Source organism: Streptomyces sp. NPDC058525, assembly GCF_042719495.1.
Taxonomy (GTDB): domain Bacteria; phylum Actinomycetota; class Actinomycetes; order Streptomycetales; family Streptomycetaceae; genus Streptomyces.
Genome location: NZ_JBHXNP010000014.1, coordinates 44324 through 69776, shown reverse-complemented (window position 1 = coordinate 69776; position 25453 = coordinate 44324). Strand labels below are relative to the sequence as shown.

Genomic DNA, 25453 nt, shown 5'->3' with positions numbered 1-25453 from the left:
AGTACTGAAAGCCGTTATGCGGTGCGGCCGTTCTGCGGTGCGAGCCCGCCCGGCCCCGGCCTGGAGGAAAAACAGTGAAGGACAGTCGATGAGACGGGTAGTCATCACCGGTATAGGTGTCGTCGCCCCGGGCGGAGTGGGCACCAAGGAGTTCTGGGAGCTGCTGACCGCAGGCCGTACGGCGACCCGGGCCATCACGCTCTTCGACGCGTCCTCCTTCCGCTCCCGGATCGCCGCCGAGGCCGACTTCCACCCCGCCGCCCACGGGTTCGACGCGCAGGAGGCCGCCCGCCTCGACCGCGCCGCCCTGTTCGCGCTGACCAGCGCCCGCGAGGCGATCGCCGACAGCGGCGTCGCCGACGGGCTGGACCCGCTGCGCACCGGTGTCAGCCTCGGCAGCGCCGTCGGCTGCACCACCGGCCTCGACAACGAGTACGCGGCCGTCAGCGAGCTGGGCCGGCTGTGGAACGTGGACCACGCGCGGGCCGTCGCCCACCTCTACGACTACTTCACCCCCAGCTCCCTGGCCGCCGAAGTGGCCCGGGACAGCGGTGCGCAGGGACCCGTCTCGCTCGTCTCCACCGGCTGCACCTCCGGGCTCGACTCGATCGGCCACGCCGTCGAGCTGATCCGCGAGGGCGCGGCCGACGTGATGGTCACCGGCGCCACCGAGGCGCCGATCTCGCCGATCACCGTGGCCTGCTTCGACGCGATCCGCGCCACCTCGACCCGCAACGACGACCCGGCGACCGCCTCGCGGCCCTTCGACCGCACCCGCAACGGCTTCGTCCTCGGCGAGGGCTCCGCCGTCCTGGTCGTCGAGGAGCTGGAGCGCGCCCGCCGCCGCGGCGCCCGGATCTACGCCGAGATCTCCGGCTTCGCCAGCCGCAGCAACGCCTACCACATGACGGGGCTGCGCTCCGACGGCGCCGAGATGGCCGCGGCCATCACCGCCGCGCTCGACGAGGCCCGGCTGGACGCCTCCGCCATCGACTACGTCAACGCCCACGGCTCCGGCACCAAGCAGAACGACAAGCACGAGACCGCGGCCTTCAAGCGCAGCCTGGGGCAGCGCGCCTACGAGGTGCCCGTCAGCTCCATCAAGTCGATGATCGGGCACTCGCTCGGTGCGATCGGCGCGCTGGAGGTGGCCGCCAGCGCCCTGGCCATCGCGCACAACACCGTCCCGCCCACCGCCAACCTGCACGAGGCGGACCCGGCCTGCGACCTGGACTACACCCCGCTCACCGCCCGCGAGCAGCGCACCGACGCCGTCGTCAGCGTCGGCAGCGGCTTCGGCGGCTTCCAGAGCGCCATGGTCCTCAACAGCCCGAGCCTGAAGGAAGCCGCATGACCGCCGCCGCACCCGTCCCGTCCGGCGCCCCGGCGCGGACCGCCACCGCCGTCTTCACGGGCGTCGGCGTCACCGCCCCCAACGGGCTGGGCGCGGAGGCCTGGTGGGAGGCCGTCCTGCGGGGCGAGAGCGGCATCCGGCCGCTGACCCGGTTCGACGCGAGCGGGTATCCCGTACGCCTGGCCGGCGAGATCCCGGGCTTCGTCGACGAGGACCACGTCCCCAGCAGGCTGCTGCCGCAGACCGACCGCGTCACCCGGCTCTCGCTCGCCGCGGCCAAGGAGGCCCTCGACGACGCGGGCGCCGACCCCGCCCAGCTGCCCGAGTACGGCGCGGGCGTGGTCACCGCCTCCTCGGCGGGCGGCTACGAGTTCGGCCAGCGCGAGCTGGAGGCCCTGTGGAGCAAGGGCGGCCAGTTCGTCAGCGCCTACCAGTCCTTCGCCTGGTTCTACGCCGTCAACTCCGGGCAGATCTCCATCCGGCACGGGCTGCGCGGCCCCAGCGGCGTCATCGTCACCGAGGGCGCGGGCGGCCTGGACGCCGTCGCCCAGGCCCGGCGCCAGCTCCGCAAGGGCGCCACCCTGATGGTGACCGGCGCCGTCGACGCCTCGCTCTGCCCGTGGGGCTGGGCCGCGCACCTGGCCGAGGGCGGCATGAGCCAGGTCCCGGACCCGGCCCGCGCCTACCTGCCCTTCGACGCCGAGGCCACCGGCCACATCGTCGGCGAGGGCGGCGCCCTGCTCGTCCTGGAGGACGCCGAGGCCGCCCGCGCCCGGGGCGCCCGTACGTACGGCTCCTTCGCCGGGTACGCGGCCACCTTCGACGGCCCGGACACGCCCCGGCTCGCCGACGCGGCCCGCCTCGCGCTCGCCGACGCCGGCCTGACCGCCGCCGACGTCGACGTGGTCTTCGCCGACGCCGCGGGCGAACGCGCCGCGGACCGTGCCGAGGCCGAGGCGATCACCGCCGTGTTCGGCCCGCGCGGGGTCCCGGTCACCGCCCCCAAGTCGATGACCGGACGGCTCCTGTCCGGCGGGGCCTCCCTCGACCTCGCCGCCGCCCTGTTCAGCCTGCGCGACCAGGTGATCCCGCCGACCACCGGCACCGCGCGCCCCGCCGACGACTGCCCGCTCGACCTGGTCACCGGCGCCCCGCGGACCGGTACCGCCCTGCGCACCGCCCTGGTGCTGGCCCGCGGCCGGGGCGGCTTCAACGCCGCCGCCGTGGTCCGCGCCGCCTGAGGCCGCGCACCGCACCCGCACGTCGCACCGCACCCGCATCCGCACCTGCCCGTCCCGAACACCGAACCGCCAAGAGGAGATCCCATGCGGCACCTGGAGCTGACCGATCTGACCCGCCTGCTGCGCGAGTGCGCCGGTGCGGACGAGGGCGTGGACATGGACGGCGCCGACGTCCTCGACACCCTCTTCCTCGACCTCGGCTACGACTCGCTGGCGCTCCTGCAGACCACCGGGCTCATCGAGCGCGAGTACGAGATCACCCTCGACGAGGAGGCCATCGACGAGGCCGAGACCCCCCGCCAGTACCTCGCGCTCGTCAACCGGGTGCTCTCCGCCCGCGTCACCGCCTGAGCCACCGCCCGAGCCCCTGCCTGAGCCCCCGCCCGAGCCCCCGCCCGAGCCCCCGTCCCGCCACCCGGGCGCCCTCCCGCGCCCTGCCCCGCGCCCTGTCCCGCCACCGGGTCCGCACCGAAAAGGAAGCATCATGACCGCTCCAAGCCGTCGGCGCTTTGTCGCCGGTACGATCACGGCCGGCGCCGCCGCCGGGCTCGCCGCGGCGGGCGTGACGCCCGCCCTGGCCGCCCCCGCGCGGCCCGCGGGCACGGACCCCGCAACCGGTGCCGGCGGCGCGGAGCCCGCCGCGGACATCACCCCGGCCGATCCCCGCTACGAGGACCTGGCCACCCGCGGCAGCAACAAGCGCTTCACCGCCCGGCCCGCCGCCTTCCGCCTCGCGACCACCACCGAGCAGGTCGTCCAGGCCGTCGGCGAGGCCGCGCGGTCGGGCCGCCGCGTCGCCGTGCGCAGCGGCGGCCACTGCTACGAGAACTTCGTCGGCGAGACCGCCGTCCGCCTGGTCATCGACCTCGGCCAGATGACCGCGGTCCGCTACGACGAGGCCAAGCGCGCCTTCATGGTCGAGGCCGGCGCACGCCTGATGGACGTCTACAAGACGCTGTACTACGGCTGGGGCGTCACCCTGCCCGGCGGCGCCAGCGCCACCGTGGGCCTGGGCGGACACATCACCGGCGGCGGCTACGGCGCCCTCTCGCGCCGCTTCGGCCTCGCCGCCGACCACCTGTACGCCGTCGAGGTCGTCGTCGCCGACCGGTCCGGGCGCGCCCGCGCGGTCGTCGCCACCCGCGAGCCGAACGACCCGCACCGCGAGCTGTGGTGGGCGCACACCGGAGGCGGCGGCGGCAACTTCGGCGTCGTCACCCGCTACTGGTTCCGCACCCCGGGCGCCACCGGCACCGACCCGGGCCGGCTGCTGCCCCGCCCGCCCGCCACGCTCCTGAGCAGCGCCGTCCTCTTCCCGCGCGAGGGCATGGACAAGGCCGCCTTCCGCCGCCTGGTGCGCAACCACGGCCAGTGGCACGAGCGCAACAGCTGCGCCGACTCCCCGTACGCGGGCCTCTACGGCGGCCTCGTGCTGTTCGGCAAGCTGAAGGAGAACGACCCGGGCCAGAGCGCCATCAGCTTCGCCCACATGGACGGCACCCGCCCCGACGCGGAGAAGCTGCTCGCCGACTACACCGCCGCGCTCACCGAGGGCGTCCCGGTGACCCCGTACGACATGGGCATCACCCGCGACTCGTGGCTGAACGCGACCGTCGCGCTCGGCGAGTCCCAGGACATGGACAAGGGCCGGCAGAAGATCAAGTCGGCGTACCTGCGGCGGACCTGGACCGAGGCGCAGACCGACGCGCTGTACGCCCACCTCAACAACACCGACCACAGCTACGAGTCGGCGTCCGTCTCGCTCCAGTCCTACGGCGGCCGGGTCAACACGCCCCACGGGTCGGCCACCGCCACCGCGCACCGCGACGCCGTCCTCAACGTGATCTTCATGAACACCTGGCAGGACGCGGCCGGCGACGCCGAGAACATCGGCTGGCTGCGCCGCGCCTACCGCGACGTGTTCGCCTCCACCGGCGGGGTCCCGGTGCCCGGCCGCGGCAGCGACGGCTGCTACATCAACTATCCCGACGTGGACATGGCCGACCCGGCCTGGAACACCTCGGGCGTGCCGTGGCACCGCCTCTACTACAAGGACAACTACCCGCGCCTGCAGCGGGTCAAGGCGGCCTGGGACCCGCGCGGCGTCTTCGGCCACGAGCTGGGCATCAGCCCCGCCCGAGGACAGGGAGACACCGCGTGATCGCCTTCATCAACCGCTTCGAGGTCACGGGCTCCTGCCGGGAGTTCGAGGAGGCCTTCGACCGGACCTCCGCGTTCTTCGCCGCGCAGCCCGGCTTCATCCGGCACCGGCTGCTGCACCACATCAACGATCCGGAGCTGTACGTCAACGTGGCGGACTGGGAGGACGAGGACTCCTTCCGGCGGGCCCTGGCGCAGCCGGAGTTCGTGGAGCACCGCACCGCCCTGCGCGCGCTGAGCAGCAGCGACCCCAACCTGTACACCCCGATGCTGGAGCGGGTCGCGCGCTGACCTGCGGGTCCACCACGGCTCGAGGAGCGCTGCGGGAGCGGCTGCCAGGATCGCCAGCGGGCGGACCTGACCGTCCGACTCCCGCTCGCACCACAGAAGGAAGCTGACGTGGACTCGACCAGGCCGGCAGTGATCGCTGAAGGGCTGCGCAAACGGTACGGCAAGCGGTACGTGCTCGACGGATTCGACCTCACGGTCGAACAGGGCACCGTTCACGGCCTCCTCGGCCCCAACGGCGCGGGCAAGACCACGTCCGTCGGAATCCTCTCCACCCTGATCCGGCCCGACGAGGGCCATGCCCGGGTGGCGGGGTTCGACGTGGTCTCCCAGTCGGCCGAGGTCCGCTCCTCCATCGGCATGGTCGGCCAGTACGCCGCCGTCGACGAGGTGCTCAGCGGCCGCCAGAACCTGGTGATGTTCGGCCGCCTGCACCACCTCTCGCCGCGCGGCGCCCGCCGCCGCGCCGACGAGCTCCTGGAGCGCTTCCGGCTCCACGACACCGGCAGCAAGCCGGTCAAGAACTTCTCCGGCGGCATGCGCCGGCGCCTCGACCTCGCGGCCAGCATGGTGCTCGCCCCGCCGGTCCTCTTCCTTGACGAGCCCACCACGGGCCTCGACCCGCGCAGCCGCAACGAGGTCTGGGAGGCCGTGCGCGACCTCGTCGGCGGCGGTACCTCGGTCCTGCTGACCACGCAGTACCTGGAGGAGGCCGACCAGCTCGCCCACGGCATCTCCGTGATCGACAGCGGCAAGGTCATCGCGAGGGGAACCCCCGACCAGCTCAAGAGCCAGGTCGGCGGCGACCGCATCGACGTCGTGGTCCGCCACGCCGAGGACCTCGCGGCCGCGGCCGGAGCGCTCGGCCGGATCGCCGAGGGCTCCCCCGACACGGACCCCGACAACCGGCGGGTCAGCGTCCGCGTCACCGAGCGCACCAGCGCCCTGGGCGAGACGGTGCGCGCCCTGGACCACGCGGGCATCGAGGCGGAGGACATCGCCCTGCGCCGCCCCACCCTGGACGAGGTGTTCCTGCACCTCACCGGCCGCACGGCCACCCCGGCCGACGATGCGGCCGCCGACGCCGAATCCGGCCGAAAGGCAGTCGCAGCATGAGCGCCACCACCCCGTTCCAGCTCCCCCAGATGCCGGTCATCCCGCGCGGCCCGCTCTCGCGGCTGCGCTGGGCCGTCGCCGACGGCTGGACCGTCACCCTGCGCGGCATGACGCACTGGGTGCGCGAACCGGGCACCCTGGTCGGCGCGCTGACCTTCCCCATCCTGATGGTCCTGATGTTCGGCTACTTCTTCGGTGGCGCGATGCAGGTCCCCGGCGGCGGCGACTACAAGGAGTTCCTCGTCCCCGGCATGTTCGTGATGACGATGGTCTTCGGCATGGGCGAGACGGTCACCGCCGTCGCCGCCGACAAGAACCGCGGCATCACCTCCCGCTTCCGCACCCTGCCGATGTCCCCCTCCGCGGTGGTCGTCGGACGCGCCGTCACCGACATGATCAGTTCGGTGCTCGCGCTGGCCGTCCTGATGGGCGTCGGCCTGCTGATGGGCTGGGAGGCCCACGGCAGCGCCGGCGACACCGCCCTCGCCGTCGGCCTGCTGCTGCTCCTGCGCTTCGCGCTCGTGTGGGCCGGCGTCTACCTCGGCCTGCTGATGAGCGGACCCGAGGGCATCACCATGGTGCAGACCCTGGAATTCCCCATCGGCTTCCTCACCAGCGCCTTCGTGGCCCCCTCCACGATGCCGGGCTGGCTCGGCACCATCGCCGAGTGGAACCCGCTGTCCTCGACCGTGCTCGCCACGCGTGAGCTGTTCGGCAATCCCGGCTTCGGCGGCGACTCCTGGATCGCGCAGAACTCCCTGCTGATGGCCGTGGTGTGGCCGGTGGTCCTGACCGCCGTCTTCTTCCCGCTCTCCGTACGCCGGTTCAGGAATCTGACAACCTGATCACCGGCAGGGGCACGGACCGAACGACCGAGGAACGGACGCATGGTGTGGATTGCGCGTGAACAGGCCGGACTCCTGGCGCGGTGCGCGGCCGTCTTCGAGCCGGGCGACCCGGCCCGGACCGGCCACGTCCTGCTGTGGAACCCGGACGGATCCCCGCCGCCGGACGTGCCAGGCGGCCGGGCCGGCGAGGCCGTCCTGCTCACCGCCGACGGGGAGCGCGCCCTGCCGGTGCTCCGCCTCGCCCTGGCGGACGCGCTGCCCGTGCTCGCCCACGCCCGCCGCGCCCACGAGGAGCGGCTGACCGCCGGGCCCGTCCCCACCGCCCCCGTTCCCACCGCCCCCGTCCCCGCCGCCGGGCCCGTCCCCACCGCCCCCGTCCCCGCCGCCCCCGTCCCCGCTGCCGGGCCCGTCCCCACCGCCCCCGTTCCCGCCGCCCCCGTTCCCGTCGCCGGCCCCGTCCCCACCGCCCCCGTTCCCGTCGGCCCGGTCCACCCGGCCGCCGCGTTCTGGGGCGGTGCCCTCGCCCTCGCCCTGCACCTCGCCGCCCGCGAACGGCTCCTGCCCGGCGTCTCCGCCGGCGGCTACGACGCCTGGCGGACCGGCCCCTACGACCCCGACGACGTGCTGCGGCTGCGCGCCCTGGCCGCCGCGGCGCCCCCCGAGGCGCTGGCCCTGCCCGTCGCCCCCGGCTCCGGGCTGCTGCCCGAGGCCGACACCGTCCTGCGGGCCTTCCTCGACGCCGTCGCCGACGTGCTGCCGCGCACCCCGGCCGCCGAGACCGCCACCGGCCGCGCCGCGTTCGCGGCCACCACCCCCCAGCACGTGCCCCAACTGCGCGCCTGGGCCGAGGAGATCTCCCAGGGCGTCGACTCGGGCGTCCGGGTCTCCCTGCGCGTGGTCGTCGGCGACGGCGACGGCGACGGGGACGGGGACGCCGAACCGCGCGTACGGATCGAACCGCGGGTCGCGAGCCTCGCCGACCCCACCGTGTCCCTGGCCGCCGCCGAGCTCTTCGACGGCGCCCCGGGGACCCTGGGCCCCCGCGCCCAGACCGACACCGTCCTCGCCGTACGCCGCGCCGCCGGCGTGTGGGAGCCCCTGCAACGGCTGCTCCCGGTGCCCCGCGAGACCGTCCTCGACGACCGCGAGACCACCGCGCTGCTCGGCGACGCCGGAGCCCGGCTGCGCGCCCACGGCGTCGACGTCCACTGGCCGGCCGACGGAGCCCGCGGCCTGAGCGCCCACGCCCTGGTCGGCGCCGACCGCGAACCCCCGGCCGACCTGCGCGCGTTCATGGGAGACGGCACCGTCGACCTGCGCTGGCAGCTGCGCCTGGACGGCGAGCCGCTCACCGAGGAGGAGACCGCCAAGATCGCCGACGAGGGCCGCCCGGTGCTGCGGCTGCGCGACCGCTGGGTCTTCGTACCGGCCGAGCTCGCCCGCAAGGCCCGTACCCGCGAACTGAAGCCGCTCACCGCCATCGAGGCGCTCTCCGTCGCCCTCGGCGGCTTCACCGAGATCGCCGGCGAGCAGGTCCCCGTCGTCCCCGGACCCTGGCTGGTCGCCCTGCGCGCCCGCCTCGCCGAACCCGACGGCGGCGACGAGCAGACCGCCGCGCCCGCCGCCCTCGCCGCCACCCTGCGCGACTACCAGCTGCGCGGACTGCGCTGGCTGGACCGGATGACCTCGCTCGGCCTCGGCGGCTGCCTCGCCGACGACATGGGCCTGGGCAAGACCGTCCAGCTCATCTCGCTCCACCTGCTGCGCCAGGAGGACCCGCGCAGCCAGGGCCCCACCCTGGTGGTCTGCCCGGCCTCGCTTCTCGGCAACTGGGAGCGCGAGGTGGGCCGGTTCGCGCCCGGCACCCCCGTACGCCGCTTCCACGGCCCCGGACGCAGCCTGGACGGCGCCGGCAGCGGCTTCGTCCTCACCACCTACGGCACGATGCGCCTGGACGCCGAGCTGCTGGCCGCCCACACCTGGGGCATGGCCGTCGCCGACGAAGCCCAGCACGTCAAGAACCCGGCCTCCGCCACCGCCCGCGCCCTGCGCCGGATCCCGGCCGGTGCCAAGGTCGCGCTGACCGGCACCCCCGTCGAGAACAGCCTCTCCGAGCTGTGGGCCGTCCTCGACTGGACCACCCCCGGACTCCTCGGCACGTACGGGCACTTCCGCCGCCGCTGGATGGCCCCGATCGAGGCCGAGCGCACCGGAGCCGTCACGGCCGAGGAGGGAGCGGACACCGCGGCCCGGCTCGCCGGCCTCGTACGGCCCTTCCTGCTGCGCCGCCGCAAGTCCGACCCGGGCATCGCCCCCGAACTGCCGCCCAAGACGGAGACCGACCGTCCCGTCGCCCTGACCGGCGAGCAGAGCGCCCTGTACGAGAAGCTCGTACGCGAGGTCATGGCCGAGATCCGGTCCACCGAGGGCATCGCCCGCTCCGGCCTGGTCCTGAAACTGCTCACCGGCCTCAAACAGATCTGCAACCACCCCGCGCAGTTCCTGAAGGAGGCCGCGGACCAGGAGGCCGGCGCGGTCCGGCTCACCGGCCGCTCCGGGAAGCTGGAGCTGCTCGACGAACTCCTCGACACCATCACGGCGGAGGACGGGGCCGTCCTCGTCTTCACCCAGTACGTCGCCATGGCCCGGCTGCTGGAGGCCCACCTGCGCGAGCGGGGCGTACCGGCGCAGCTGCTGCACGGCGGGACGCCCGTGCCCAAGCGCGAGGAGCTGGTGCGCCGCTTCCAGGACGGCGAGGTGCCGGTCTTCCTGCTCTCGCTCAAGGCGGCGGGCACCGGGCTCAACCTGACCCGCGCCGACCACGTGGTGCACTACGACCGCTGGTGGAACCCGGCGGTCGAGGCACAGGCCACCGACCGCGCCTACCGGATCGGGCAGACCCGCCCCGTGCAGGTCCACCGGCTGATCGCCGAAGGCACCATCGAGGACCGGATCGCCGCGATGCTGGCGTCCAAGCAGGAGCTCGCCGACGCCGTACTCGGCTCCGGCGAGCAGGCGCTGAGCACGCTCGGCAACGATGAGCTGGCGAACCTGGTCGAGCTGAGGAGCACTTGAATCCTCCCCTCCCTGAAGGGAGTCAATTTCTCACCCTCCAGGACTGATCTGGGGATTTCTGGCTCAGGCAGCCACGCGGGGCAGCGCCCCACGTGGTCTTGCGCCCTCAGCACCAGCCGGGTTGAGACCAGCCCGGACTAGCATCACGCGGGCGGAGTTCTTGTCCCTGGGGGACACGGCTCCGCACGTGGTGCAGGTATAAGTTCGTTCTGAGAGGGGGAGTGCGTGCTTGGTTCTCGCTCCGCACTGCGCGCAATCCATGGTGGTGTGCGCGGGGTGTACCAGGTGCACGGTCCGGCCGTGCTTGCGGCTCATCTCGACCAGGGCCGCCTTCGTCGCGGAGATCGCCGCATCGGCCGCCTTGCGGGCCATGGTGGACTTGGCGAGAAACTTCGGACGGAAGTCCTCTACCGCGATCTGGTCGAAGTCGCGGACGACGGACTTGGCCCACTTACGGCCGGTGTCCTGGCGTTGCCGGGCCACTTTCTTGTGCAGCTTCGCGACTCGCTTCTTCGCCGCTCGGTAGCCCCTCGAACCGGGCTTGTTCTTCGCCGGTTTCCGGCGAGCCATGATTCGCTGGTAGTGCGCGAGGCCGACTGCGGCCTTCTTGCCGTGCTCGGCGTGCGGGAGGTCGTGGTCGTCGCTGGTAGTGGTCGCGGTCTCCTTCACTCCCCAGTCGATGCCGATCACCGCGTCGGTTTCGGTAAGCGGCTCGATCTCGGCGGGGACAACAAAACTCGCGTACCAGTGGCCGAGACTGTCTTGAAAGACACGCACGCTGGACGGTTCAGCGGGGAGGTCCCGAGACCACACCACCGTCAAGGAGATCCCGCCCGCCAGGTGCAGTCTCCCGTCCTTCAACCGAAAACCCCGCTTGGTGTAGTTGAGGGACGGCAGCGCTTCCCGCTTCTTCTTCCACTTCGGCATCCCCGCCCGCTGCGCCATGGGCAGCCGGTCCTTGATGTCCTTCTGCGCCTTGGCACGGGACTTGCCGAAATCCCGGATCAACTGCTGCTGCGGAACCGAGGACCCTTCGCGAAGCCATGTGTTTCTGGTACGGGCTTCTGTCAGCATCTTGTCGAGCTGGGCTGGGCCGCAGGTGCGCTTGTCCGTCCCTTCAGGCCGGTCCTTGTTCCACAGGTGTGTCTGCTTCGACTTCGTGCAGCACTCGTTCCACACCCACCGGCACCGGTTCCACTCCGCGTTGAGCAGCGCGAGCGCGGTGGACGACACACGCAGGCGGAAGGTCCACCGGGCATGCCCGGCAGCCCCCGCCGTCGGAGTCGCAGTCATCCCAACAATCTATCCCCCACTACTGACAACAACCGAAAGCACAGGTCAGACCAGATGCGAACCGGCCTCTGGCGCTCCGCGCCTGCCCCCCAAGGACCCATTCCTCTCCGGCCTGAAGGCTGCGGCCTGGGAGAAATCTGGTGATGGCCGAAGGACACGACAGCGCACGGGGGTTCGCCGCCTTCGCCGCGCGCAAGGGCGGCCGGGCGCGCGGCAAGTCCTGGTGGGGCGGACAGTTCGGGCAGGCCGTCGAGGACCTCTGGCCCGAGGAGGACCCGCTCAAGCGCGGCCGGACCCTGGCCCGCTCGGGCCGGATCGGCCCGCTCACCGTCAGCCCCGGCCGGATCGCGGCCCAGGTCCACGGCGCAGAGGACGGCCCGTACGCCGCCGAGCTGACCCTGCGGGTGTTCGAGGACGAGGAGTGGGACGCGCTGTGGGAGAAGACCGCGGACCGGCCCGCCGAGGCCGAGGCGCTCCTCGCGGGTGAACTCCCGCCCGATCTGCTGGAGGCGGCCGAGGACGCCCGGCTGGGGCTGCTGCCCGGCTACGGGGACCTGGAGCCGGACTGCGACTGCGACGACCCGGACCATCCGTGTGCGCACGCCGTCGCGCTGGCCTACCAGTTCTCGTGGCTGCTGGACGAGGAGCCGGGCCTGCTGCTGTTCGTGCGCGGACGCGAGGCCGAGGAGGCGGCGCAGGAGCTGGGCTCGGTGCTGATGCTGCGGGCCATGATGTCGATGGACGAGTCCGAGGACCCGGAAGACGACGGCGGCGAAGGGGACGGGGAGGACGGGGACTCCGGCGCGGCACCCGACACCGCGGGCCCGCCGCTGCGCGGCACCCCCGCCGCCGAGGCCTACGCCCGCCCCGCCGTGCCCCTGCCCCCGCTGCCGCCGATGCCCGCGCCCGCCACCCCGGCCGAGGACGCCGAGGCGGTCACCGGGATCGCCGCGGACCCGCTGGAGCGCCTGGTCGCCGACGCCGCCGTACGGGCCCGCGCCCTGCTCGCGTACACCCACGGCATCACCGCCGAGCCGCCCGCCCCCCTGGACCCGTGGCAGGACACCGTACGGCTCGCCGCCACCCACCCCGACCCGCGGGTGCCCGAACGGCTGCGCGCGGCCTCGGACCGGGCGGCCGAACTGGAGCGGGCCGCACAGGCCTGGCGCCACGGCGGCGCGGCCGGCCTGCGCACGCTGGAGGAGGCCTGGGATCCGCCGGCCCAGGAGACCGCGCGGGCCCGTACGGCCCTGGCGGCCGCCTGGGAGGGCGAGGAACTGCCCGGGCTGGAGGTGTCCGGCAACCACTGGACGCTGACCGGCCGCGGCCTCCAGCTGCGGCGCGGCCGGGACGGGCGCTGGTACCCGTACCGCGAGCGCGCGGGCCAGTGGTGGCCGGCCGGACCGCCCGACACCGAACAGGCCCTGGTCCTCGCCGGACTCCTGGAGGAGGACACGGCCCGAGAATAGATCCGCAAACTCGCGCATCAGGCCGGCTCGACGTTGCTAACAGCGGTGGAAATCTCGCGGCCGGAGGAGACACGGATGTAGGCGAGTTCGACCCAGTGCTCATGAACGACCGAGTCCGACACGTTTTCGTTGACGACCGCCATCAGCTCGCCCTCGGCACCGGAGGCGATGTCGCGCACCTGCCGATGGAGCAGCCGGTGCGGAACGTACTCGTACCGCTCACTCATCGGTCTGTGCCTCGCCGCTGGTGATGAAGCGTTCGAAGCCGACCAGCGCACGGTCAAGGAGTTCGGCGCTGGGCTGACGCACTGCGGCGATGCCGACGCCCGGGGTGTCCGGGGTGTCGAGGCCCAGTACGGCGCGGGCGGAGCGTTCACGGCCCGGGGGGTAGGCGGGCCTGGGCGGTGAGTCGCACTTGAGGTCGGGCATGGCGATCCCTCTGTCACTCGGTGTACCGCTGACGTAGCAGCCTGCACATGAATGGTCCACCGGTGGACCAGTCAGGTCAAGAGGGGTGCACGAAAGAGGCCCCCGCTGTTTCGGACGCTGATGGTGCGTCCGAAACAGCGGGGGCCTCCCAGCGGAACGAGATCACTCGCCCATCGTGTACTCCTCCGTCCGCGCCCAGCGCCCCGCAGGATTCACGCCCACCTCGTACGCCAGCACCTCACCCTGCGCGTCATACACCGCATGCCGGACCTCGGATACCGCCTCCGGGCCCTCCATCTGCAACAGGGCCAGTTCCGCATCCGTCGCCAGCCGCGCCGTCCACCAGTCCCGCCCCGTGTGCGGCACCCGCCCGGTCTGCATCTCGACATATCGCGTGGTGCCCTCACGTACCCGCTCGCGCGTCAGCAGCCGGGGCGCCGCCTGCCCCACCGCCATCGTGAACCAGCTCGTCGACGTGGCGACCGGCCGCTCACCCTCGAACGTCACGCGATCGCGGCGCACCACCGGCTCGCCCGCTTCGATCCCGAGGCCGGCGGCCACGTCGTCTGGGGCCGGTACGGTCTCAGCGCCGACGATCTCGGCGTACTCGCCTGCGGTATAGATCTGGCCCGTGGCCAGGGCGGTGGCGTAGCGCTCACCCGCGCTGCGAGCAAGTGGTGTGCGCTCGCGGACGGTAGAGCCGGTGCCCTGGCGGGTCTCCACCAGACCTTCCTGTCGCAGTACATCCAAGGCCTTGACGACGGTGGAGCGGGAGACGCTCCAGCGCTCCGTCAGTTCACGCTCCGACGGGAGGGCGGCGCCGGGTGCCAACTCGCCGCGGACGATGCGGCCTCGGAGGTCGGCGGCGATCTGGTCGTACTTGGGCAGTGCCATTGGCTATCCCCATGACTAGTGGACTGGTCCAGTGGTCATGCTGTGCCCTGACGCGCGTAGAGGTCAAGCCCCCGCCGGACGCACTAAAGCCTTTGCGCCTGATTCGAGAAGAGGCCGGCCGGAGATCCCGGCCGGCCTCTTGACGCTTGGTTTGACGGTGTGACAGACGGCTATCCGATGGTGAGGAACTCGTTCCATTTGTCTTCGTCGCGGCCGGAGGCGGGGCCGAGGGTGGCGGTGCCGCCCTGGTACAGCCACTGGTTGCCGAGGTTGTCGACCGCCCAGATGTCGGGGATGCCGTCGCCGGTGGCGTCGGCTGTGCCGAGGATCATGGGGATGGCGGTGCGGCCCCAGCCGGTGGTGGCGTAGGTGTAGTCCACCCCGCCTGCTGCGTTGGCTGACGCGGCGAGGGAGGCGAGGTCGACGCCGCCGTTGGTGCCCGGCTTGCCCTTGCGCAGGAGGATTCCGGCGTTCGCGTTGGCGTTGTCGCGGAAGAGGAGGTCGGGGACCTTGTCTCCGGAGACGTCACGGACGCCGATGAGGTCGCGCGGTGCCCAAACCACGCCGGCCATCTTGGTGTGGCTGGTGAAGCTGGATCCGGTGTAGCCGGAGAACGCCCAGAGACTGTCGGCGTCGAGGGCGAACATGTCGGCCAGGCCGTCGCCGTCGACGTCCTCGGTGACGATGATCTGCCGGAACGTCGCCGGGTCGGGTGCGCCGGGCGGCAGGAGGATTTCCGTGCGACGGGCCACGTCGAACTGTCCGGTGCCGATGCCCGGGTAGATGTACAGCTTGCCGTCGGGCATCCGGGCGATGAGGTCGGTCAGCCCGTCGCCGGGGAACCAGTCCGTGGAGTGCCCGATGAGCGCCGGCTTGCCGTTGGCGCCGGTCTTCCAGTAGCCGGCAGCGACGGGCAGGCCGTCCTGGACGGCGCCGGGGATGTGGACGTCGGTGTCCCCCGTGGCGTCGCCGCCGTACGTGCGGAGGTTGCCCTCCTTGTCGATGGCGAACAGGTCAGGGTGGCCGTCGCCGGTGGCGTCGCCGGGCTTGTCCAGGCCGGCCCGGGGGCTGACCAGGAACTTGTAGGTGGTCTGGGGGGAGACGTTTCCGTACTTGTTGACGGTACGGACGTAGAGGATGTTGGGCCCGGCCGTATCGACCTGGAGCACGACGGAAGCCTTGTCCGCGCCGTTCAGGGTCAGCTCGGCCTTCTTGTCGAAGAGGGGCCGGTTCAGGCTGTACTGGTACTCGCGGATATCCGCGACTTTCGCGCCATTGCCGCTGAACAGGACTCTCTGGCCAGGTGTGCCGGCCGGGTTCGCGCTCCACTCGGTGTGGTTGTCGCCGGGTTCCGGGAAATCGGCGGAGGAGACGGCAGGATTGGGCGGGACGACGTGGCTGACGGTGAAGGTGCACCAGCCACCGCCCCCGGAGTCGTTGGGTCCGCTGCCGGATCCCCACCCGTCCTTGTCACGGACGCGGGACAGCCACTGGTAGGTGACGCCCGAATCAAAGTCATCCAGGGGTACTTCGTGGAAGACGACGCCGTCGCTGTTGGGCTCATGCCAGTCGTTGTAGACCTGGGCGCCCGTGACGGTGTTCCAAACCTCGATCTGGACCTTGTCGATGGTGTCGAGGCCGTCGCGGTCGCTGGCCTTGACCTGGAAGGTGATGTTCGTCTTGCCGATACCGGTGCCCGGGCTCGTCGTCAGGCAGCGGCCGCCGGGAGTGGTCTGCATGTTCGCCGCGGTCGGGGTGTCCGGCGGGTGGTTGTACTTGACCTCGATGTACGGGGCGGTCTCGCCATTGGCGATGAACTTCTTCCAGTACCAGGAATCCGACTCGTTCGGCGCGGCGAAGCCGAGGGACAGGGCGCCCCAGCCGCTGGCGGCTGCCTCGGCGACCAGGCCCTTGATGTCGGGGGCGATCCAGTTGTCCGGGCAGGAACTGTTGTAGCCGTAGCCGGCGAGCTCGGTGGCGACCTTGCGGTTCCAGTAGGTGCCGTTGTTGGTGCTGTTCCAGGTACTCGAGGAGGTGATGTAGGGGGTCGAGTAGATGTCCATCGGCTTCTGCTCGCACGACCACGAGTACGTCTGCAGGGCGCGGACGCTGGCGGAGATGATGCCGGCGCCGTGGAGCGAACCGCCGAAGTCGAAGTTGAAGATGGAGCGGGAGGTGCCGCCGGTGGTGGACTCGTAGCCGACGCGCGCTTCGTTGGTGCCGCTCGCGTTGTAGTTCTGCCCGTTGTAGAAGCTCGAGTTGCCCTCGGTCTTGTAGAGCAGGGTCCAGGAGTGCTTGTGGCCCTTGAAGGAGGGGTCGATGAACACCGGGTACACCGTCTCCGGCGCGGTCAGCAGACCGCTGTCGGGGGTGATGGCCAGGGTGTTCTCGGTGAGGGCGGGCTTGGCGGGCTTCAGACGCGCGCCTTCCGCACCGGCCAGCCCGGACAGGCCGAGGGTGGGGTGCTGTGCGGCCTTCTCGGTGGGCTGCCAGGCGGGCTCGTTGTCGGTGGTGGCGACCTTGCCGCTGGAGTCCCACATCATCGGGGTCGGCGAACCGGCGACTTCCTCGTCCTGCGCGTTGCGTGCGCTGACCGCACCGGATTCCGCGTCGAGGCGGAAGGTGAGGTCGGGTGAGGCGAGCCGGTACTTCAGCTGGCCGAGCAGCGGGTCGGCGGCGGCCTGGCGGTCCTTGACGACCAGGACATGCGAGTAGCCGCCGTCCTGCGCGGTCATCACCAGATCGACTCCGGGGCGCACGTTCTCGTACAGGGCGCGCGGGCCGTCGATGACGGGTTCGGGGAGGGTTCCGGGCCAGGAGACGACGATGTCGTGGCCGGCGGTGTTCAGCCGGACCAGCTCAGTCCACACCTCACCCGGCGTGTCCTGCCGCAGCGCGACACGGGTGACCGAGCGAGAAGCCCGCTGGCCGCCTGCGTCGGCGGCGTGCTGCTTGGATCCGGCGCTGAAGACGACTCGGCCGTTGACGGCCTTCGCCGCGTACCCGGCCTCCACCCTGTGGAGGGTGGTGTCGATCGGCTTCCAACCACCGTCGACCTGCGCACGGACGGCGGAGCTGAAGACCTGCTTGCGGTACGTACCGTCAGGCCGCGCCCAGGTCGTGGTGTTCGCACTGCGGGCGGCCGTGACCTCGACCTCCTTGCCGGAGGCCGCGGCCAGACGCCGGGCTTCCGGCTCGGCGATCGGCGCCTGCTCGGCCTGACGGGCCTTCGGCTTCTCGTCCCCCGCCACGTGCACGCCGACCGGCAGCGCTACCGCCGCGGCGAGGAGGGCGGCCAGACCGCCCAGCGTCCGGCGGCGTCTGAACCAGCGCGTTACCGGAACGGCGGCAACTTCCTTTTCCGGAGATCTAGTTGGCGGACTTTCGTCCACGGATTCGCTGACAGACACAGGCGTACTTCTCCCCCCTCGGGCACACAACTCAGCAGCCCTCGGTACTCACAAATCGAATTTCGGCCACAGGCCGAGCAACACATGAAAGGCCGACTCCCCAGCAGGCCCTTTCACGCATATGGGTGCGAGCCGAGCATGAACCATCCCACCGACATCTGCACCCCCTAAACCTGCCCCCCACCCATGCGGTTCGGTGCTATTTGCAGTGATTGCCCCACCCTATGTGGCAGGTAAGGTGAGAAAGCCCACACCGGATATCGGAACCGTTGGTTTTCAGGCTCACCGGCCGCAGAATCAGCTGCTAATTGTCAGTTTCCTGCCGGTCGTGTGCCCTCGGCCGCGACGGCAGAGCGTGGGGGGTCCACATGTCGCCGTTCACGGCGAATTTCCGCCTGCCCGGAAACAGAAAGGCACGCGCGAAACGCGCGCGCCTCGCCGGGCGCACCGGCATCACACTCTCCGTGGTGCTGAGCGCAACACTCTTGCCCGTCCAAGCCTGGGCAGCGCCACCAGGCGACCGCACCGGCGTCGCCCTGCCAGGCCTCCAGAAGGACCTGAAGGCGAAGCGCGACGAGGTCGCCTCCGCGCAGCTGGAAGGGTGGCTGGGGGATCCGCCTACGCTGCCTGACCCCTATGCGCCGACCGCAGTGGCGCTGCCGGCGGGTGGCTCCGGCAGTGTCGCGCTGGCCGCTGGTGCCGAGTTCACCCAGGTGGGCACGCTGCCCGTCAGCATCGGCAAGGTCGAGAACACGGGTACCGCTCCGTCGGGGACCTGGTCGGCTGCGGTCTCGGACCGCGCCACGACCGAGGCCGCAGGCATCGACGGCGCCATGATCAAGATCACGCCCCCGGCCGACGCGGTGAACCCGGTCGACGTCGCGCTGGACTACTCGAAGTTCGAAGACCTGTACGGCACCGAGTGGTCCTCGCGCCTGAAGCTTCGGCAGTTCCCTGCCTGCTTCCTCGACGTGCCCCGGCCTGCCGGATGCGACGTGTCCACGGACGTCCCCAGCTCGAACGAACCCGGCAAGAAGCGCGTCATCGCAACCCTGAACCCGGCCGCGGCTCCTGTTCAGGGCATGCACACGATGACCGGTGGCAGTGCCCAGACGGTGCTGGTCGCCTCAGACAGCGGGGCGGGTGCCGGCGGTACGTACAAGGCCACGTCGCTGTCCGCTTCCGGGAACTGGACGGCCGGCGGCAGCGGGGGCGGGTTCTCCTGGACCTACCCGCTGACCGTGCCGCCCGCCCCGGCAGGCCCGACCCCTTCGATCGCGTTCTCGTACTCGTCCCAGTCGGTGGACGGCAGGACGTCGGTGACCAACGGGCAGGCGTCATGGATCGGGGACGGCTGGGACTACAGCCCGGGCTTCATCGAGCGCCGCTATCGCACGTGCTCCGAGGACCTGAAGGCCTCGTCCAAGGGCAAGCCGAACAACGACAACACCACGGACAAGAAGAAGGGCGACCTGTGCTGGGCCGGTGACAACGTCGTCCTCTCCCTGAACGGGTCGACGACCGAACTCGTCCGCGACACGGCGACCGGCAAGTGGGTTCCCGCCTCCGACGACGGCTCACGGGTCGAACTCAAGTCCGGCGGCGGCAACGGCAACGGCGCGCGCAACGACGAGTACTGGGTCGTCACCACCCGCGACGGCATGCGCTACCACTACGGCCGCCACAACGTGGGCACCCACGGCGACGGCACCTCACCGCAGAACGTCACCGACTCCGTCTTCACCGTCCCGGTCTTCGGCAACCACCCCGACGAACCCTGCTACACCACGGTGTACGCGAACTCCTCCTGCCAGCAGGCATGGCGCTGGAACCTCGACTACGTCGAGGACGTCCACGGCAACGCCATGATCATCGACTGGAAGAAGGAAGAGAACCGCTACGCTAAGAACGAGAAGTACGAGGACAAGGACGCCACCAAGGTCGGCTACACCCGAGGCGGCTACCCGGTCCGCATCCTCTACGGCCTGCGCGCCAACAACCTCAACGGACCCCCGGCCGGCCGCGTCGAGTTCGGCGTGGAGCAGCGGTGCTTCGCGGAGGTCTCCAACTGCGACGACGCCCAGTTCGGCACCAAGAACGCGCTCGGGTGGTGGGACACCCCCAGCTCCCTGCACTGCAAGATGGCCGCCACTCGCTGCGACATCGCCTCGCCGACCTTCTGGTCGCGCATGCGCCTGAAGACCGTCACCACTCACGGTCAGCGCACCGAGGGCTCCACAGCCCTGACCAAGGTCGACCAGTGGGCGCTGAAGCAGTCACTGCCCAAGCACCGCAGCGACACCAGCCCCCCGCTGTGGCTGGACTCCATCACCCGCACCGGCTACAGCCCCTCGAACAGCGAGATCGGCGAGACGCTTCCCGAGGTGTCCTTCATTGCCAACGGCAAGGACATGCCCAACCGCGTCGTCAAGCCCAAGGACCCGGTAACCGGCAAGCCCGACGCCGCCCCGGACTTCGACCGTCTCCGGGTGGAGACGATCCGCACCGAGACCGGCGGCGACATCCACGTCACCTACTCCGCCCCCTGCGACCTCGGCACCACGATCCCGGATCCGGCGAAGAACACCAGCCGCTGCTTCCCGGTCCGCTGGTCGCCGGACCCGGACCTGGCGCCGGAGAAGACACCCACGGAGGTGTTCAACAAGTACGTCGTGGAGCGCGTGGCCGAGAGGGACCGCGTCGCCCAGCAGCCGGATGTCGTCACCACGTACACCTACGAGGGCGGCGCGGCCTGGGCGAAGGACGACGACGAGCTCTGCAAGCCGGAACTGCGTACCTACAGCCAGTGGCGCGGCTACGGCAGTGTTCTCACCACAACGGGCAAGACCGAGAACGAGGGCAAGTCCACCGCGACCGAGCAGTCCCAGACCCACACCCGCTACTTCCGCGGCCTGTCCACCGCTGGGAACACGGTCACTGTCAAGGACTCCACCGGCACCGACCTCGGCGAGGACAAGCCCCGCTATCAGGGCCAGGTCGCCGAGACCATCACCTACAGCAAGGCTGGCGACAGGGCCGAAGACCGCCGCGTCGAGAACCGCCACATCACCCGGCCCTTGGACTCCGGCGCACCCACTGCGAGCCGCGCCAGAATCGACGACGCGGGGCGAAAGGTCGAGGCGTACCGCGCGGGCGTCGAGTACACCGAGGAGATCCAGGCTGTCAGCGGCGGCAAGTCACGGATGGTGCGCACCGACCATACCTACGACGCCGCCTACGGCCTGCCGCAGACCACGCAGACCGCGGTCAAGGAAAGGACCGGAAGCGGCGCCTGGACCTTGGTCAAGCAGGCCTGCAGCAAGCCCACCTACGTCCACAACACCGCGAGCAACCTGATCGGCCTGCCCGCCGAAGTCAGTGAGACGACCGGCGACTGCACGGAAGCCGGGATCAAGGCCGGAACCGTCCTGAGCGCCGCCCGTACCTCCTACGACGCAGTCAACGCCTTCGGCACCGCCCCCACCAAGGGCCTGCCGTACCAGGTCGACAGCCTCGACGGGGCGGGCACCGGCTGGATCACTTCCGGGCGCAGCGAGTACGACGCGCTCGGCCGCACGATCAAGACGTACGACGCGCTCGGCAACCCGTCGACCACGACGTTCAACCCCGCGACCGGACCCGCGTTCACGGTCACGGCGACCAATGCTCTCGGGCACACGGTGAGCACGAAGCTGGATCCCGCCCGCGGCAGTGTCCTCGAGGCGACCGACGCGAACGGCCGCAAGGTCACCACCGCCTACGACGAGCTCGGCCGCAGCACCAAGGTCTGGACCCCGTCGCAGAAGCCCGCCGACAGCCCGGCCTACACGTTCGACTACCAGATCGAGGCGGAGAAGAAGCCGGCCGTCACCACCCGTGCGCTGAAGGACGACGGCACCTACAGCACCTCGATCGCGATCTACGACGGCCTCCTGCGGCCCCGCCAGACCCAGACCGAAGGCCCGGGCGGCGTACGCGTCATCACCGACACCCTCCACTCCGCGAACGGAACCGTCGAGCAGACCAACAACGCCTACCTCGCCGAAGGCGCCCTGGACACGGAACTCTTCGTCCCCGCCTCAAACACCGAAGTCCACAACTCCACCCGGACCGCCTACGACGGCCTCGGCCGCGCCATACGCACCACCACCGTCGAGAAGGGCACGGACAAGCACTCCGCCACCACCCAGTACGGCGGCGACTGGACCCTCACACGCAGCGCCATGTCCGCCACCGGGGCGACGCCGCTGCCCGGCAGCCGCGCGGTCAAGACGAGCACCGACGCCCTGAACCGCACCACGATGGTCGAGCACTACACCTCCACGGCCGCCACGGACGTCGACCCATCGGTGGCCAACAATCCCGCGACGACCAAGACCCGGTACGAGTACGACGCCCGGGGCAAGCTCGCCAAGGTCACCGACCCCGCCGGCAACAACTGGACCTACGCCTACGACACCCGCGGCCGGATGACCTCATCCACCGACCCCGACATGGGCAGCAGCACGTTCGCCTACAACAACCTCGACCAGCAGATCACGGCCACCAACGTCTACGGGCTCGCCCAGCACACCAAGTACGACGCACTGGGCCGCAAGACCGAACTGCGCAACGACAACCCCACCACCGGGTGGCTCGTCGCCACCTGGACCTACGACACCCTCCCCGGTGCCAAGGGCCAGCCCGTCTCCGCCACCCGCAACTGGGGCGAAGGCCGCTTCTACAGCAGCGAGGTCACCGGCTACGACAGCGAGTACCGGCCCACCGGCTCGAAAATCACCATCCCCGACCTGCCGAACGCCCAGACCACCAAGGGCCTGGCCGGCACCTACGCCTACAGCACCACCTACACACCCACCGGCAAGGTCCAGTCGACGACCCTCCCGGCCACCGCCGGCGGTCTCGCGGCCGAGAAGCTGATCACCCGGTACAACAAGGACGGCATGGTGCAGACCATGTCCGGGCTGACTTGGTACACCGCCGACACCGTCTACAGCCCCTTCGGCGAGGTCCTGCGCACGGCCACCGGCAACGCACCCCACCGCGTGTGGACCACCAACACCCACGACCCCCACACCGGCCGGGTCACCACAGCCGAAAGCCACCGCGAAACCCGCGACCCGTACTCCCAGTCCCACCTCCTGTCGTCCCTCACCTACACCTACGACACGGTCGGCAACCCGACCTCCATCACCGACGCCCAGCCCGACACCCGACCCACCGCCACCAAGGACTCACCGCTCCTGGTGGACCGCCAGTGCTACACGTACGACAACGTCGGCCAGCTCACCCGAGCCTGGACGGGCAAAACCGCAGGCTGCCCCACCAGCCCCGCAGGCCCCGCCCGCTCCGACATCGGATCCGCCCTCCCGGTTGACGCCTACTGGCAGGACTACGAGTTCGACACGATCGGAAACCGCACCAAGCTCACCGACCGCGACCCCGCCGACAGCAACCTCGACGACGTCACCGGCTACACCTACGGCGTCGACATCGGCGGGCCCCAGCCGTCACCGAAGAAGCAGCCCCACGCCCTGACCAAGGTCAACAAGACCACCAAGACCGCCGGCTCCACCATCGACTCCCTGTCGGCGTACACCTACGACCAGGCCGGCAACACCAAGACCCGGACCATCGACGGCGACACCCAGACCCTGAACTGGGACCGCAGCAGCAAACTCCAGTCCGCCACCACCCCCGGCTCCATCGGCTCCGTCGCCGTCACCGGTCTGGCCGGCAAATGCCTCGACGTCCAGGACGGCCAGACCGCCGACGGCACCCCCGTCCAGCTCCTGACCTGCAACGAGACCAAGCCCCAGCAATGGCGCATCACCGGCGACACCATCCAGGCCCTGGGCAAGTGCCTCACCGCCGACGGCAACAAGGCACGCCTGCACCCGTGTGACGGCAGGACCACCCAGAAGTTCACCTACAACGCCACCCACAAGTCCCTGGTCACCGGCACCAACCAGTGCCTGACCGTCCCCAATGACAACCCGGCCGACGGCAACGACCTCGACCTCTACCCCTGCGCCAGCCCCGCCCCCACCACCGCCCAGCAGTGGAACTTCGGCAACACCACCAGCTACCTCTACGACGCCTCCGGCAACCGCGTCCTCCAGGACACCGGCAGCTCACGCACCCTCTACCTCGGTGAAACCGAGATCACCGTCAACAAAGCCGGCCAAGCCCTCGACACCGTCCGCTACTACAGCAGCCCCGGCGCCCCCACCACCATCCGCCGCACCAACGGCAAAGCCACCGGCCACACCCTGTCCCAACAACTGGCCGACCACCACAACACCGCCACCACCAGCGTCGAACAAAAGGACGGCCAGGCCGTCATCCGTCGGAAGACCGACCCGTACGGGAACCCCCGCGGCACCCAGCCCCCGAACTGGCCCGGCGACCGCACCTTCCTCGGCGTCGGCACTGACGACAGCACGACCGGGCTCACCCACATCGGCGCCCGTGAATACGAACCCCAAACCGGCCGCTTCATCACTGTCGACCCCATCATCGACATCACCGACCCCCTCCAGATGAACGGCTACACCTACGCCAACGGCAACCCCATCACCAACTGGGACCCGAGCGGCCTCAAAAGCGAAGAATGCGGCACCCTCTACAACTGCAACGGCAACACCGTCATCACCGCATCCAACGCCAACGAGATCGAGTACTCGAACTGGGGCGGGCAGTCTAGTCAACGACGGTACTACCAGACACATGCGCCGGCCCGATTCAACATAAAGAAGCAACTTGGCAAAAACCTGATCCAGGGATATAAGGACAAGCAAAAGAAGAAGCAGAAACCGAAGGTCACTTCCACCTTCGTCGATCAAGCCTTCTACGGAATCATCAGCAGCGTCGCACACGCGTCATCGCTATTCGGCGGCGTGCTGGGGGATGGTGACTGCTGGAATGGCGGCGCTGGCGCTCCCGGGTGTGACTACGGCGGCTCATTCGACAACTGGATTGCCGGCCAAGGCGTCAACACCGAAGCAGATGCGTACCAAATCCCTGGGTTCCTTGGTGCACTCTGGGCACACGGAAAGACCGGAGCCGGAGGAGGTCCCGGCTTGCTCCGCGGCAAGGGAGGTTGCAACAGCTTCATAGCGGGCACCGAGGTCCAATTGGCAGACGGAACCAGCAAGCCCATCGAGGAGCTGAAGACCGGCGACGAAGTACTCGCCACTGACCCCGAAACCGGTGAAACCGGGGCCAAAGCAGTCACAGCCACTATCTTCACTGAAGATGATAAAGAGTATGTAGACCTCGTCATCCAGACCGCTGACGGCGTCAACACCATCACCACAACCGACCACCACCCGTTCTGGTCCGAATCGGACCAGTCCTGGAAGGACGCCGGAGAGCTCACACCCGGCACCACCCTCCGCGCGGACGATGGCTCACAAGCAGTCATCGCCCAGACCCGCACGTACCGAACCGCGAACGAAACCCACAACCTCACTGTCGCCGACCTCCACACGTACTATGTGCTGGCGGGCCGGACCCCGGTTCTCGTACACAATACGACTCCCATTCCGCCCACTCCTCCAGGCGTCATATACCTGAGGACTGATTTGATTACCGGCGAGGAGTATGTCGGTCAAGCAAAGAGTTGGGATCGATACTTGAAGCGCCAGCGTGAGCATGCGAAGGACTATCCCAACAAATCGTTCACATTTGAAGTCCTCGGCAGGGCAAACCCTGGGCAAGATCTTGACGTCCTAGAGGAGAGCTGGATGCGCGCCGGCGGCGGGAAAAAGGCCGTGCCTGGAAGTGTTCTTGAGAACAGTCGAGTGCAGATGAATGATACCCGCTACAAAGCTGCCGGAGGGACCGTATGCTAGGGAAATATAGAAACGGCGAT

Annotated in this window: 15 protein-coding genes; 10 read left to right on the top strand and 5 right to left on the bottom strand. The window is 70.3% G+C overall.

The features are described from left to right. The first annotated feature begins 88 nt into the window (after positions 1 to 88). From ACFWP3_RS10195 to ACFWP3_RS10160, 8 genes are all read left to right on the top strand, one after another. A complete protein-coding gene (locus ACFWP3_RS10195; protein ID WP_384218367.1) occupies positions 89 to 1354 on the top strand; it encodes a beta-ketoacyl-[acyl-carrier-protein] synthase family protein in 1266 nt (421 codons plus the stop codon). Then, positions 1351 to 2595 carry a ketosynthase chain-length factor gene (locus ACFWP3_RS10190; protein ID WP_384218365.1) on the top strand — a complete coding sequence of 415 codons (1245 nt, stop codon included), beginning with the start codon at positions 1351 to 1353 and terminating at the stop codon, positions 2593 to 2595. The genes ACFWP3_RS10195 and ACFWP3_RS10190 overlap by 4 nt, the downstream gene beginning before the upstream one ends. An 84-nt stretch (positions 2596 to 2679) precedes the next feature. After that, on the top strand, positions 2680 to 2946 hold the full coding sequence (locus ACFWP3_RS10185) for an acyl carrier protein (protein ID WP_384218362.1): 267 nt from the start codon (positions 2680 to 2682) through the stop codon (positions 2944 to 2946). Positions 2947 to 3079: 133 nt separating this feature from the next. Next, a complete protein-coding gene (locus ACFWP3_RS10180; protein ID WP_384218360.1) occupies positions 3080 to 4756 on the top strand; it encodes an FAD-binding oxidoreductase in 1677 nt (558 codons plus the stop codon). Then, positions 4753 to 5046, top strand: a complete 294-nt coding sequence (locus ACFWP3_RS10175; RefSeq protein ID WP_384218357.1) for an antibiotic biosynthesis monooxygenase family protein — start codon at positions 4753 to 4755, stop codon at positions 5044 to 5046. Before ACFWP3_RS10180 ends, ACFWP3_RS10175 begins: the two co-directional genes overlap by 4 nt. 108 nt (positions 5047 to 5154) lie before the next feature. Further along, positions 5155 to 6159 (top strand): ATP-binding cassette domain-containing protein, encoded by a 1005-nt coding sequence (locus ACFWP3_RS10170; RefSeq protein ID WP_384218355.1) that lies wholly within the window; start codon positions 5155 to 5157, stop codon positions 6157 to 6159. Then, the gene (locus tag ACFWP3_RS10165; protein WP_384218352.1) at positions 6156 to 7004 is read left to right on the top strand and encodes an ABC transporter permease; all 849 of its coding nucleotides are present in this window, start codon (positions 6156 to 6158) and stop codon (positions 7002 to 7004) included. Before ACFWP3_RS10170 ends, ACFWP3_RS10165 begins: the two co-directional genes overlap by 4 nt. A 42-nt stretch (positions 7005 to 7046) precedes the next feature. Next, positions 7047 to 10082 (top strand): SNF2-related protein, encoded by a 3036-nt coding sequence (locus ACFWP3_RS10160; RefSeq protein ID WP_384218350.1) that lies wholly within the window; start codon positions 7047 to 7049, stop codon positions 10080 to 10082. 63 nt (positions 10083 to 10145) lie between these two features. On the opposite strand, the gene ACFWP3_RS10155 is transcribed toward ACFWP3_RS10160, so the two are convergent. Further along, the gene (locus ACFWP3_RS10155; RefSeq protein ID WP_384218347.1) at positions 10146 to 11375 is read right to left on the bottom strand and encodes an RNA-guided endonuclease InsQ/TnpB family protein; all 1230 of its coding nucleotides are present in this window, start codon (positions 11373 to 11375) and stop codon (positions 10146 to 10148) included. A 143-nt stretch (positions 11376 to 11518) separates the two neighbouring features. On the opposite strand from ACFWP3_RS10155, the gene ACFWP3_RS10150 reads away from it, so the two are divergent. Further along, complete coding sequence (locus tag ACFWP3_RS10150; RefSeq protein WP_384218345.1) at positions 11519 to 12844, top strand: hypothetical protein; 1326 nt, start codon at positions 11519 to 11521, stop codon at positions 12842 to 12844. 17 nt (positions 12845 to 12861) lie between these two features. Here the strand turns inward: ACFWP3_RS10150 and ACFWP3_RS10145 are convergent, their stop codons facing one another. The 4 genes from ACFWP3_RS10145 to ACFWP3_RS10130 all read right to left on the bottom strand — a co-directional run bounded on the left by ACFWP3_RS10145 (position 12862) and on the right by ACFWP3_RS10130 (position 17577). Further along, complete coding sequence (locus ACFWP3_RS10145) at positions 12862 to 13071, bottom strand: hypothetical protein (protein ID WP_384218342.1); 210 nt, start codon at positions 13069 to 13071, stop codon at positions 12862 to 12864. Continuing rightward, positions 13064 to 13273, bottom strand: a complete 210-nt coding sequence (locus ACFWP3_RS10140) for a hypothetical protein (protein WP_384218340.1) — start codon at positions 13271 to 13273, stop codon at positions 13064 to 13066. The genes ACFWP3_RS10145 and ACFWP3_RS10140 overlap by 8 nt, the downstream gene beginning before the upstream one ends. 162 nt (positions 13274 to 13435) lie before the next feature. Further along, positions 13436 to 14167 carry a GntR family transcriptional regulator gene (locus tag ACFWP3_RS10135; RefSeq protein WP_384218337.1) on the bottom strand — a complete coding sequence of 244 codons (732 nt, stop codon included), beginning with the start codon at positions 14165 to 14167 and terminating at the stop codon, positions 13436 to 13438. Positions 14168 to 14337: 170 nt separating this feature from the next. Further along, positions 14338 to 17577: an FG-GAP-like repeat-containing protein gene (locus ACFWP3_RS10130; RefSeq protein WP_384218335.1), complete on the bottom strand. Its 3240-nt coding sequence runs from the start codon at positions 17575 to 17577 to the stop codon at positions 14338 to 14340. Between the two features lie 467 nt (positions 17578 to 18044). Here ACFWP3_RS10130 and ACFWP3_RS10125 point away from each other — a divergent pair, with 467 nt between their 5' ends. Beyond that, the gene (locus ACFWP3_RS10125) at positions 18045 to 25433 is read left to right on the top strand and encodes a ricin-type beta-trefoil lectin domain protein (RefSeq protein ID WP_384218332.1); all 7389 of its coding nucleotides are present in this window, start codon (positions 18045 to 18047) and stop codon (positions 25431 to 25433) included. Positions 25434 to 25453 lie beyond the last annotated feature (20 nt).